10 protein-coding genes are annotated in these 11,935 nt (G+C 74.9%); 1 reads left to right on the top strand and 9 read right to left on the bottom strand.

Annotated features, from left to right (window positions below; translation table 11 throughout):
* Positions 1-40 precede the first annotated feature (40 nt).
* The gene (locus tag ACIQD7_RS09695) at positions 41-1,165 is read right to left on the bottom strand and encodes a TcmI family type II polyketide cyclase (protein ID WP_402441063.1); all 1,125 of its coding nucleotides are present in this window, start codon (positions 1,163-1,165) and stop codon (positions 41-43) included.
* 304 nt (positions 1,166-1,469) lie between these two features.
* Between ACIQD7_RS09695 and ACIQD7_RS09700 the strand changes: the two genes are divergently transcribed.
* A complete protein-coding gene (locus ACIQD7_RS09700) occupies positions 1,470-3,125 on the top strand; it encodes an FAD-dependent oxidoreductase (protein ID WP_402441065.1) in 1,656 nt (551 codons plus the stop codon).
* Between the two features lie 119 nt (positions 3,126-3,244).
* On the opposite strand, the gene ACIQD7_RS09705 is transcribed toward ACIQD7_RS09700, so the two are convergent.
* The 8 genes from ACIQD7_RS09705 to ACIQD7_RS09740 form a co-directional block, all read right to left on the bottom strand.
* Positions 3,245-4,870 (bottom strand): alpha/beta hydrolase, encoded by a 1,626-nt coding sequence (locus tag ACIQD7_RS09705; protein ID WP_402441067.1) that lies wholly within the window; start codon positions 4,868-4,870, stop codon positions 3,245-3,247.
* Positions 4,871-5,116: 246 nt separating this feature from the next.
* Positions 5,117-5,869, bottom strand: coding sequence for a 4'-phosphopantetheinyl transferase family protein (locus tag ACIQD7_RS09710; RefSeq protein WP_402441069.1), 753 nt, complete (start codon positions 5,867-5,869; stop codon positions 5,117-5,119).
* A gap of 7 nt (positions 5,870-5,876) precedes the next feature.
* Positions 5,877-7,178: an MFS transporter gene (locus ACIQD7_RS09715; RefSeq protein WP_402441071.1), complete on the bottom strand. Its 1,302-nt coding sequence runs from the start codon at positions 7,176-7,178 to the stop codon at positions 5,877-5,879.
* Positions 7,179-7,376: 198 nt separating this feature from the next.
* Entirely contained in the window at positions 7,377-7,721 is a 345-nt protein-coding gene (locus tag ACIQD7_RS09720) for a hypothetical protein (protein ID WP_402441074.1), read from the bottom strand.
* Entirely contained in the window at positions 7,718-9,004 is a 1,287-nt protein-coding gene (locus ACIQD7_RS09725) for a glutamate synthase-related protein (RefSeq protein WP_402441076.1), read from the bottom strand. Before ACIQD7_RS09725 ends, ACIQD7_RS09720 begins: the two co-directional genes overlap by 4 nt.
* Positions 9,001-10,014 (bottom strand): asparagine synthetase A, encoded by a 1,014-nt coding sequence (locus tag ACIQD7_RS09730; protein WP_402441078.1) that lies wholly within the window; start codon positions 10,012-10,014, stop codon positions 9,001-9,003. Before ACIQD7_RS09730 ends, ACIQD7_RS09725 begins: the two co-directional genes overlap by 4 nt.
* 75 nt (positions 10,015-10,089) lie before the next feature.
* Positions 10,090-11,406, bottom strand: coding sequence for a methylaspartate mutase (locus ACIQD7_RS09735; protein ID WP_121832049.1), 1,317 nt, complete (start codon positions 11,404-11,406; stop codon positions 10,090-10,092).
* Positions 11,403-11,834, bottom strand: a complete 432-nt coding sequence (locus ACIQD7_RS09740) for a cobalamin B12-binding domain-containing protein (RefSeq protein WP_121832047.1) — start codon at positions 11,832-11,834, stop codon at positions 11,403-11,405. The genes ACIQD7_RS09735 and ACIQD7_RS09740 overlap by 4 nt, the downstream gene beginning before the upstream one ends.
* Positions 11,835-11,935: the final 101 nt, after the last annotated feature.

Consider the following 11,935-nt stretch of genomic DNA (forward strand, 5'->3'; position numbering starts at 1 on the left):
GGGTGGGGCGGTGGCGTCCGGGCGGGGCCGCGGCCGTCGGTCAGGAGTCCGCCGAGGTGCGGTCGGTGACGGGCAGCATGTCGGCGTGCGACAGGAGCCGGTTGATGTTGCGGTCCGTCGTCAGGGAGCCCTCGACGCCGATCGCGGCGCCGTCGAGGAGGGCTTCGAGTTCCGCGGCCTTCCCGGGGCCCTTGAGGCCGAGGGAGGCGACGGGGTCGAGGTCGAGGTCGCCGGTGACGTCGACGAGGCGCACCACGATGTCGTCGCGGTGGAAGACGGTGCTGCCGTGGACCGGGCTGTCCGGGTCGTCGGCCGCGGCGGCGTCCTGGTGGGCGAGCAGCCGGGCCAGGTCCATCCCGCGGCCCTCCTTCGCCGGGTAGTACAGCGCGTGGCGCCGCAGGCCGGCCGGGGCGGGCCGGTCGGCCACCACGTGGTGCACGGCCGGGAGCGCGGCCCGGGTGAAGAAGACGCGGGCCGACTCGGGGTCGGTGAGGTCCCGCTCCTGCTCCAGGTACGGGTTGAGGGCCTCCTCGACGGCGCGGACCTCGGGCTGGCGGGCGACGTGGCGCAGGGCCGCGAGGAGGTCGCCCTCGACCTCCACGGCCCGCACGACGCGGTTGCCGTGCATGAAGAGGGAGGTGCGGCGCAGCCGGGTGTTCTCGTCGACCTGGGCGCGGGGCGAGTCGTAGCCGGCGAGGATCTCCGCGACCTTGGACTCCGAGCCCGGCTTGACGGTGAAGGTGAGGGCGTGGCGGGCCACGCCGTCGCCCTCGCGGGCCGCGATCTGGAGGTCCGCGGGCGCCGCGTCCTCGGCGAGCGGCCGGCCGCCGCCGGTCTCCCGCAGGACGCTGTAGCGCATCGAGCGGGTGTCCCGGACGCAGCTGTGCATCGGCTTGACGACCTCGACGTGGTCCTCGCTGTTCACCCAGGCGAGGAAGGGCGGGGCGCTCTCCCACTCGCTGGTGATGAGCCACTGCGAGGGGTTCTCGATGGACTGGCAGAGCTGGTCGCTGATGTGTCCGGGGACGGCGGCGACCTGCTTGCGCATCAGCTCGTACGCTTCGAGGAACTGCTGCTGGGCGCCTTCGTACAGGTCGAGCAGCAGGATCACGCGCAGCCTGGAGCCGTCGAACGCCGATTGCGAGACACGTGCCGAAACGGTCATCCGGCGCACCTCATTCTTTCTTCGGGAGTTTCCTGGGGGGACTTCTCCGGAATCTTCTTCGGATCTTCATGCGGATCCTCTTCGGGAATCCGCCTCGGGGAAGCCGGGAGGGGACCGCCGTGCCGAGGGGCAGGGGTCGTCATGTGCCGATCGTCTGCGCGTCTCCGCGAGTCGCGCGAGTTCCACGGGGCGGATGAGTGAACCGCGCGTCATTCGGGTGCCCCGGACGCGCGAAGCGGTTTCCGGAGGGCATGGATCTCCATCCCACCCCCGACTCGCGTCAAGGTGACGCTGGAGGCACTCGATGAACCGATTCGAAGGGTCCGGCGAGGTCGTCCACCGCACGTCCGTCCTCATCGTCGGCGGCTCTCTGGTCGGACTGTCCGCCTCGCTCTTCCTCGGACGCCTCGGCGTGCCGCACGTGCTCGTCGAGCGCCACGCCGGCACCTCGATCCATCCGCGCGGGCGCGGCAACAACGTCCGCACGATGGAGCTGTTCCGGGGCGCCGGGGTGCGGCCGCGCATCCGGGACGCCGCGTCGGTCCTGGCCGGCAACAACGGCATCCTGCAGGCGCCGAGCCTGACCGGGGACGCCGGCGAGTGGCTGTTCCGGGAGATCGACCCGGGCGGCGGCCTCGCCCGCTTCAGCCCCGCCGAATGGTGCCTGTGCAGCCAGAACGACCTGGAGCCGGTGCTGCGGGAGAGCGCCCTCGAACTGGGCGGGGACCTGCGGTACGCGACGGAGCTGATGTCCTTCGAGCAGGACGCCGACGGGGTGACCGCCCGGGTCAAGAGCCGCGAGACGGGCGAGCACACCACCTTCCGCGCGGACTACCTGGTCGCGGCGGACGGCCCGCGCAGCCCCGTGCGCGAACGGCTCGGCATCGGGCAGAACGGCCCCGGCGACCTGTTCCACAACGTGAGCGTGACCTTCACCTCCCGGAACCTCGCGGACGTCGTCGGCGACCGGCGCTTCATCGTCTGCTACCTGACGGACCCGGGGGCCGACGGGGCGCTCCTGCCGGTCGACAACCGGGAGCGCTGGGTGTTCCACGCGCCCTGGCACCCCGAGCGCGGCGAGACCCTGGAGGAGTTCACCGACGAGCGGTGCCGGGAGCAGATCCGGCGGGCCGTGGGCGTGCCGGACCTCGACGTGGAGATCACCGGCCGGGCCCCCTGGCACGCCGCCGAGCGGACGGCCGAGCGGTACGCGGAGGGGCGGGTGTTCCTGGCCGGCGACTCGGCCCACGAGATGCCGCCCACCGGGGCGTTCGGCTCCAACACCGGCATCCAGGACGCCCACAACCTGGCCTGGAAGCTGTCCGCCGTCCTGGACGGCTGGGCCGGTCCCGGTCTGCTCGCGTCCTACGACGCGGAGCGCCGCCCGGTCGCGGAGGCGACCAGCGCCCGCGCCTCGTCCCGCTCGGTCGAGCACAGCCACCCGGGGTACGCCCCCGATCCCGGCGTCGGCCCGGCGGGCCGGAAGGGCGGCATCCTCAACGTGGTCCTGGGCTACCGCTACCCGCGGGGCGCGGTCCTGGGCGCCGACGGGACGCTGCCGGTCCTGCCCGAGGGGCTGCGGCTCACGGGCGAGCCGGGGACCCGGTCGCCCCACCTGTGGCTGGACCGGTCCGGCGACCGGATCTCCGCCCTCGACCTGTACGAGCGGTTCCCGGTGCTGCTGAGTTCGGCGGGCGGCACGGCCGCGTGGCACACCGCGGCGGCCCGGGTCGCGGAGCGGCTGTCGGTGCCGCTCGACTCGTACCGGATCGGCGAAGGGCCGGACGCCGACCTGGTGCCGGAGCCCGGCACGGACTGGGCGGAGCTCCACGGGGTCGCGGAGGGCGGGGCGGTCCTCGTCCGCCCCGACGGCTTCGTCGCGTGGCGCTCCGAGGAGGCCGTGGAGGACCCGGAGGCGGCACTGCGGGCGGCCCTCACGGCGCTCTTCGACCTGGCGTGACCCGAAGCCTCCTTTCCGCCCGGGGACTCCGGGCGGAAAGGAGGCTTCGTCGTGGGCGGCGCGGGGACTCCCCCACCGGCGCCGCCCATACAGAACCGGTCATAACCGGCCAGAAACAGTCAGAAGCGGTCCTGCCGGCCGGGAAGGCCCGGGAGACCGGGAAGGGCCGGGAGGCCCGGGAGCGCCGACGGCGGGAGCCGCAGGCCGTCGAGCCGCTGGTTCGCCGGGGTCCGGCAGGTCAGGTCCTTGAGCGGCAGCCGGCCCGTCACCAGGTAGGCGGTGGTGAACTTGTCGGCGCAGGACCTGGAGCCGTAGACGCCGTGGCCCACGCCGTCCAGGACGGTGATCATCCGGGAGCCCTTCATGGCCCGCCGCATCCCCTGGCCGCTGACCAGCGGCGTCTGGGAGTCCCACTCGTTCTGCAGGACGAGCGCGCGGACGGTGTTGTTCACCTTGGTGGCCGGCTCCGCGCCCTGCCCCCAGAAGGCGCAGGGCTTGATGTGGGACGCGAAGTCGCCGTACAGCGGGTAGGCGGCCTTGTCGCGGATCGCGTCGCGGCGGTACTGCTCCGGGTCGCGCGGCCAGGCGTGGGTGTCGGCGCACACCACGGACCAGAAGCTCGCGTCCCCGTTGTCGGCCGGGACGGCGCGGGCGAAGGACGGCCGGGCGGGGGCGGTCGGCAGGCCGCTCCGCGACGGGGCGGCGGCCGGGGCCCTGCCGGCGGCGTCCCTGAGCTGGGCGACCGTCTCGGCGGCTTCCGACACGTAGAAGAACATGGCCCGCCAGGAGCGGATGTCGTCACCGGACAGGAGCAGGCCGTCGAAGGCTATGGGCTTGCGGTTCGCTCCGGCGACCAGGTCCCAGAAGGCCGCGCGGACCTCGGCCGGGGTGCTGCCCAGCTCGTACGTGGCGTTGCGCGCGGCGGTCCACTCGGTCCACCGCGTGAACGCCGGCTCCGCGCCCTCCGCCCACACCTGGATCATGCCCCGCCAGATCCGCTCGGGGTCGGCCGCGCTGTCGAGCACGAACCGGTCGGCGCCCTTCGGGAACAGCTGCGCGTAGACCGCGCCCAGGTAGGTGCCGTAGGAGTAGCCCAGGTACGAGATCTTCTTCTCGCCGAGCACGGCGCGGATCACGTCCATGTCCCGCGCGGTGTTGCGGGTGCTGAGGTGGGGCAGGACGGCCCCGTTGCGCTTCCGGCACTTCTCGGCGACGGTCCGCGCCCAGCGGACGTCCTTGTCGAACGTCTCGGCCTTGTAGGGGCGTTGCCAGTTCAGGTCGTCGTCGTTCAAGCCGCAGCCCACCGGGGAGCTCTGGCCGACGCCCCGGGGGTCGAACCCGATCAGGTCGTACCGCTTCTTCACGGCGTCGGGCAGCTCCGACGCCAGGTACAGCGGCATGTCGAGGCCGATGCCGCCGGGACCGCCGGGGTTGAGCAGCAGGACGCCGCGCCGGTCCTTGGCGCTGGTCGCCTTCGTCCGGGAGATCGCGACGTCGAGCTTCCCGCCGTCCGGACGGCCGTAGTCGAGCGGCACCTTGATCGTCGCGCACTCGAAGTTCACCGGGGTCTGGGCGTCGCAGCGCTTCCACTTCGGCTTCTGCTGCGTGTACTGCTTCAGGGGGTCGGCGGCGGCCGCCGCCCGGAACGCCGGGGCGGCCGCGGAGGCGGCGGCGGGCGTGAGGGCGGGCAGGAGCGTCGCGGCGACGCCCATGGCCACGAGGGATGCTGTTCGCCTGTTTCTCACCGTGGGTCAGATCCTTGCGGGAGGTGGATGATCCGGTCTCATGCACCCTTGCTCATAAGGAAGTTGGACGAATCCTCCGCCGGGGCACCATCGTGTCCGACCTCAGGAGTAGCGCACGGCGTGGCGAATGGTTCCCGAGGCGGAGAACGCGGCGGGGCGTTTTCCCGTCCCGGTCCGCCCGCGCCCTCCGTGGAGGGGCGGGCGGACCGGGCGGCCGCGGCCCGGGCGTCACAGGCGTCACAGGCGTCACAGGCGGAGTGCCACCGCCGCGTGGTGGCCGTCCGGGACGAGGACGTCGGCGAGGAGCCATCCGGCCGGGGCGGCGGGGACGGGTCCCGAACCCACGTAGTCGGCCGACGGGTCGGCGCCCAGACCGATCCCGAGACCCTTCAGATAGGCCTCCTTCCTGGTCCAGACGCGGGCGAACGCGTCGGGCCTGCGGGCCGGAGCGAGGGCGGCGAGCTCCGCCGACTCCGCCGGGTGGAGCACCTCCCCGGCCTCCGCGACCGTGTGCGGCGGCGGCACCCGTTCGATGTCCACCCCGACCGGCGTGGACGCGAGGGCGATCAGGCTCAGTCCCTCGCAGTGCGAGAGCGAGAAGTGCAGGCGCCCGTCCGGCAGTACGGGACGGCCGTGCGGCTCGCCGCAGCAGGGGCACGGCGCCCGGGCCACCGACACCGCCCGGGGCGCGATCCCCAGATGGGCGCCGAGCAGACGGCGCAGCCCCGCGTGGGCGCACAGGTAGGTGGCCCGGTCGCCGGGCCGGCGGAACTCCTCGGCGCGGGTCAGCTCCGTCGCGTCCAGGAGGAGGGACGCGTACCGGCCGACGGTCTCCTGGTGCGTCCCGGTGGCCACCAGCCACAACTGCGGCCGCGCGGGCCGGAGGCCGGGGAGGCCGGGCAGGGCCGTGGTGAGGAGCGGGAGCACGGCGGGGACCAGGGGGTCGGCGGGTGGAGGGGCGGGCGGGTGAAGGATGGAGGGGAGAACGGGCTGGGTCATGTCTGCCTCACACGGAAGTGGCGGTGGGCTCCGGGGCGGTACGGGCACGGTCGTCGGCGCGGGGGGCGTCCGGTTCCGTGGCGTTGCCGGTCTTGTCGCCGCGCAGGGCGAGGGCGGCGGCGACCGGGGAGAGGAGGGCGAGGCCCGCGCAGAGCAGCCAGGTCCCGGTCACCCCGAGGTGCAGCGAGACGGGGGTGAAGACGGCCAGGGAGAGGGGGGCCGCGCCGATGCCGGAGAGCGTGAAGGTGGACATCGCGGCGCCCATCCGGCCCTCGGGGACGGCCTGTTGGTAGGCGGTGACGAGGGCGGGCCCGTTGAGGCCGGAGAGGAGTCCGACGGCGCCGGCCGTGGCGGCGAGCACGGGGGCGGTGGGGACGAGCGCCATGGCCGCCATGCCGGCCGCGAGACCGGTTCCGGTCACCACGAGCTTGGCGTGGGCCGGGATGCGGTGGGCGAGGGCCGCGCCGAGGGCGGCGGACGCGAGCGCGCCGGCGCTGAAGGCGGCCAGGACCAGGGCGACGGCGCCGATGCCCCAGCCGCGGTCGGCGGCGCGCAGGGGCAGGGCGACCTCGGCCGGCCACAGGAACGCCAGGTCCATGCAGAAGCAGGCGACGAACATCCACCGCAGGCGCCGGTGGGCGGCCAGGAGGCGGAAGCCGTCGCCGGACCGGGCCAGGAGGGAGGGCCCCTGCGGGACGCGGGCGGGGCGGGTCATGCCGTGGGTCACGTGGGCGGCGCACCCCAGCCAGACGACGCAGCCGATCGCGGCCGCCGCGATGGCGCCGGGGAGGCCGCCGGCGATGACGAGCCAGGCCCCGAGCGGCGATCCGGCGATGGGGGCCAGGCGCAGCACCATGGAGAAGAGGGAGTTGGCCCGGCCGAGCTGCTCCTGGGAGGCGAGGCGGGGCAGCAGGACCCCGGAGGCCGGGCCGGTGAGCCCGAGCAGGGCGCCGTCGACGAGGGCGATGGCGATCAGCGGCCACAGGCTCTCGGTGGTGACGGTGACGAGCGCCCCGGCCGCGAGGACGGCGACGCGGACGCTCGTCGCGCGGAGCAGGACGGCCCGGGGCCCGAGCACGTCGGTGAGGGCGCCGCCGAAGAGGAGCAGCAGGGCGCGCGGCAGGGTGGCGGCGAGGGTGACGGCCGTGACGGCACCGCGGCCGCCGAGCTGGACCGCCGTCCAGCTCATGGCGATCAGCAGGGCGAAGCTGCCCGCCTGAACGGCGGCCTGGCCGACGACGAGGCTGCTGACGCGCGGCCAGTCGACGAAGGGCTTGTCACCGGGCGGGGCGGGGGTCGTCGTTCCCATGGGGTCGGCTTTCTGTCGTCGGAGGAGGCGGGCGCGTGCGGGCACGCGGGTGTACGGGGGCTGGTCCGGTGGACGCCTCGGGCCGCGGTACGGGCCTTGGGCGGGACGGGTCCCGGGTCGGGTGTTTCCGGGGTCGGACAGGTCTCGGTCAGCACAGACCTCGGGCCGGGCGGGCCCTGGTCCGGTCGGACGGCCCCGTCAGGGTGGGGACGTACGGGTCGAAGGTGGTGGAGGGATCGGGACGTGGGCGGTTCCGGTGTCGCCCCGGAGGTACGCGGCGACGGCGAGGGCCACCGCGCGGTCGGTGGCGCGGCGTACCGCGCGGCGGCCGTGCGGGGAGCGGGTGGCGGTCCGGGGGGTGCGGAGTTCGACGCGGCCGCCGAGGTGGCCCCGGCCCGCCTCCGTGAGGGCGCGCTGCGCGCTGCGCCGGGCCGCGGCGGCGGCCCCCTCGTCGGGGGTGGTCACGGCGATGCCGGGCAGCTCCCGTACGGAGAAGCGGGCGTGCACGGTACGGCCGCCGCCGCGCGGCCGGCGGGCGGTCACGGTGTCACCGCGGCCGGGAGGCCGGGGGACGGGACGGCCGGGTGGCCGTCGGGCCACCACAGGTCCTCGGGTCCGAGGGCGGTCACCTCGTACTTGCCCAGCGCGCTGACGAGCAGCCGCAGTTCGAGGGCGATGCTCTCGACGAGGCGTTCCAGGCCGTGCTCGGGGTCCTCGTCGACGGCGACGAGCGCGGCCCGGCCGAGGCCGGCGGCGGTGGCACCGAGGGCGAGGGCGCGCAGGACGCGGCCGCCCTCCCACATCCCCCCGCTGGCGAGGAGGCACCCGGCCGGGGGCCCGATGCGGCGCAGGCATTCGCCGAGGGGCAGGCCGACCTGGTCGAGGAAGGCGCCCGGGGCCCAGCCGGTGCCGCCCTCGGCCCCGTCGACGGTGACGGCGTCCGCCCCGGCCTCCCAGGCGGTCCGGGCGGCGTGGGCGATGTCGCGGCCGGGGTGGAACTTCACCCAGGTGCGGGCCTTGGGGAAGTTGTTGCGCATGAAGCGGAGCTGCTGGCGGAGGATCTCGTCGGTGAAGGTGCCGGGGGTGGCGCAGCGCAGCTGGCGCGCGCCCTCCGGGTCGAAGACCTCGCGCACGGTGAAGCGGCGGGCGAGCCGCTCCGCCTCGGCCCGGTCGACGACGGTCATGCCCCCGAGGCCGGGCTTGGCGCCCTGCCCGGTCTTCAGCTCGAAGGCGAGGCGGCCGGTCTCCAGGAGGGGGCGGGCGGCGGGGTCGCTGTAGAGGAGGTTCCAGACCTCGGAGTCGGCGTCCTCGGTGGACTGCTGGACGACGACGCCGCCGGTGCCGTCGGGCGCGGCGTCGAGGTAGGCCTCGATGCGGGCGAGGAGGGCGGAGCGGGTGGCGTCGCCGGCCCGGCGGTAGCCGTGGACGGGGATCATGTTCTCCCCGATGACCATGGGGATGCCGAGGCGGGCGGCCTGCCGGCTCGCGTGGACGGCGAGGTCGCCGCTGCCGGCACGGGTGGAGCCGAAGGCGGACAGGTAGAGGGGCAGCCGGGCGGTGAGGCCGCCGGTGCGCGTGGTGAGGTCGACGTCGGTGAACTCCGGTTCGCGGGCGAGGTCGATGAGCTTCTCCAGCCGCTCGGGCATGAAGACGGGCGGGACGATGCGCGCCCGGTCGAGGGCGTCCCCCGGGCCGGGGACGGAACCGCTCGGACCGAAGAGGCGCGTGCCGTAGGCGGCGGGGTCGGGGAAGACCTCCGCGGTGCCGCCCCGGGCCCGGGCGCGTACGGCCTCCTCGGGGAAGCCGGGGGCGTCGAGGCCGGTCACGGGGCCACCGCCCCGGGGAGCTTCGGGTAGGCGCTGACCTGCCAGAGGGCTTCGAGCCCGGTGAGGAAGCGGACCAGGCGCTGGAGGCCCATGCCGAAGCCGGCGCTGGCCGGGATGCCCTCGCGGGCCTCCTTGAGGTACCAGGCGTACTTGGCGGGGTTCTCGCCGCTCTCCCTCATGCGGGTGACGATGGTGGCGTAGTCGGACTCGCGCTCGCTGCCGGAGACCAGTTCGCCGTAGCCGTGCGGGGCGATCAGGTCGAAGTTGCGCAGGACGCCGGGGCGTTCGGGGTCCTCGCGGTCGTAGAAGCCCCGGGAGCCCTTGGGATAGTCGTCGATGAAGAAGGGCCGGTCGCTCTCCAGGGAGAGGATCCGCTCGCCGGTCCAGTCGATCTCGCCGTCGGGGTTCTGCGGGTGGCCGGAGGCGAGGAGGCGGGCCACGGCCTCCTCGTGGGTGCGGACGTCGTACTTGCCCGCGCGGACGTCGGCGAAGTCGCCCTCCTGGCGGCCGAGTCCGGTGAGGAGGTCGGGGACGGTCGTCCAGACGTGTTCGGCGACGTGGGTGAGCAGCCCGGCGGCGACCTCCTGGGCGTCCTCGCGGCTCGCGTCGGCGATCTCCACGTCGATCTGGTGGAACTCGACGAGGTGGCGGCCGGTGGTGGCGGTCTCCTCGGGCTCCACGCGGACGTTGGGGGCGATGTAGAAGAGCTTCGGGAAGCCGCGCAGGGACGCCTGCTTGTAGAGGATGGCGCTGGTCATCAGCTTGTAGGGGTGCCCGTAGTAGTCGACGTCCAGGGCCTTGGCGCCGCGGCCGCCGGGGTCGGTGACGGGGCCGACGAGCGGCGGCAGGAGCTCGGTGAAGCCCTGGCCGTACAGGAAGTCACGGGCGGCCCGGAGGGCTTCCTGCTGGACGAGCATGGCGGTTCGCAACCGCGGCGAGCGGAGGTGTTCGCCGAGCGGGGGCGGTACGGCCGGTGCGGCCGGCGGGCCGGCGGGGAGGGACTGGTTCATGGCGGGGCTCCTGTTCGTGGTGGGCGCGGACGACGGGCGGGCGGTCAGACGGTGAGCGGGGCGGCGCGCGGGCGGTCAGACGGTGAGCGGGGCGGCGCGCGGGCGGTCGTGGCCGTCCTCGTCCCCGTCGCGGTGCCACGGGCCGTCGTAGCGGCCGGCGACGTGGTGGAGGGCGGTGAGCAGGCCGTCCGCCGTGAGGGGGGTGGCGTCGGCCGCGGGGTCGGCGGGGATCGGCATGGCGCCGGTACGGGCCCAGCGGAGCCGGCCGGCGGGGTCAATGAAGCCGCGGGAGCGGCCGGGGTTGTCGGGGTGGAGGCAGAAGGGGACGTCGAGCAGTCCCCGGGCGAAGGCGGCGGGCAGGGCGCGGGACAGGTCGGGGTGGAGGCCGAGGACGGTCTCGATCAGGGTGCGGGCCTCCGCGTACACCTCGCCGTCCCCGTCCGTCGCGGGGCCGGATTCCGGGGGTCCGGCGAGCGCGGCGGCCGCGGCGGCGGTCTCCAGGGCGCGGACGTTCTCCGCCACGGTGGGGATGCGGTGCGCCTCGGCGGCGGTCTTGACGATCAGCCGGCCGGCCCCGGAGCGCACGGCGAGGCGGGCGGAGGCCTCCAGGAGGCGGGTGGCGCCCCGTTCGGTACGGGGGAAGACGCCCATGTACGTGTAGAGGACGACGTGGTGCTCGACGCCGGCGGGGAGGAACTCGGCGGCGAGGCGGCGCAGGGCCCGTACGGCCTCCTCGTCCTGGCCGGGGTCGGTCTGCTGGGCGTAGCTCAGGGAGACGCTGCGCAGCCCGTACTGGGCGAAGAAGAGGCACTCCAGGACGCTGGTGGCGACCAGGAGGCCGGGCGGGCAGAGCTGGCCGAGCAGGCAGCCGCCGAAGCTCTCCAGGTGTGGGGTGGTGCCGGGGCGGGCCGTGGTGGCGAACAGCTCGCAGGCGCGGGCCCAGGCCTCGACGGACTCCCGCAGGGGGGTGCGGCCGTAGGGCAGGCAGTACGAGACGGGGCCGCCCTCGGTGGCGGTCAGGCCGGCCGCGGTGAGCGCCCGGACGATGGTCCCGGGGCGGGCGGAGCCGTGGCGGACCTGCACGGGGAAGTCCTCGTCGTGGAGCCCTTCGAGGAGGTCGCGGGTGGTCTCCGGGGTGTGGGTGGCGATCGGGTAGCCGTTGAGGGAGGCGCCCTCGGCCACGGCGGCGCGGGCGGCGGCGAGGTCGCCGACGCGGGTGTAGCTGTCGACCGTCAGGGTGCCCACGGTGTGGGCGGTGGCGGCCCGCGTCCGCGCGAGCCCCGCCCGCATCAGGCCCGGATCGCCGAAGCCCATGCGGGGCTGGACGACGAGCCGCCCGGCGGCGGCGGAACCCGCGACGAACGCCCCGAAGGAGGAACCGACGGCGGTCAAGCCGGCACCTCCCGAAGCGATTCGCCGGCGTCCCGCCGCGCCCCGGCCGCCAGGAAGGCGCGCAGGGCGTCCAGGTCCTCGCCGAGGACCGCGTCGCAGCCGGCCTCGGTCAGGTGGGTGACGTCCGCCTCCTGGCGGTGGCCGGCGACGCCGAGCTTTCCGCCGAGGACCACGGGCACGGCGGCGAGGGCGGGCTCCGCGCGGAGGCGGCGGACGGCGGCGAGGCCGTCGCGGTAGCCGTGTCCGTTGACGCTGCTGAGCACCACCGCGTCGGGAGCGTGCCGCAGACAGGCGGCGGCGAGCAGCTCGGCGTCCACGCAGGGACCGAGCCCGACGACCTCGTGCCCCAGCTCCTCGAGGAAGAGACCGAGGTACACCAGATTCCACGTATGGGAATCCGACGCGGTTCCGCTCAAGAGAATCTTCATGTCTGAAGAATAGATTTCGGCACGTCCCCGGAGGGGAAGTCGGACCGGCAGCAAGGACCGGCACTTTCGTATCGCGATCGAAACGCCGGCGTCCTGTCCGT

This window comes from Streptomyces sp. NPDC093071, assembly GCF_044754545.1.
Classification (GTDB): Bacteria; Actinomycetota; Actinomycetes; order Streptomycetales; family Streptomycetaceae; genus Streptomyces.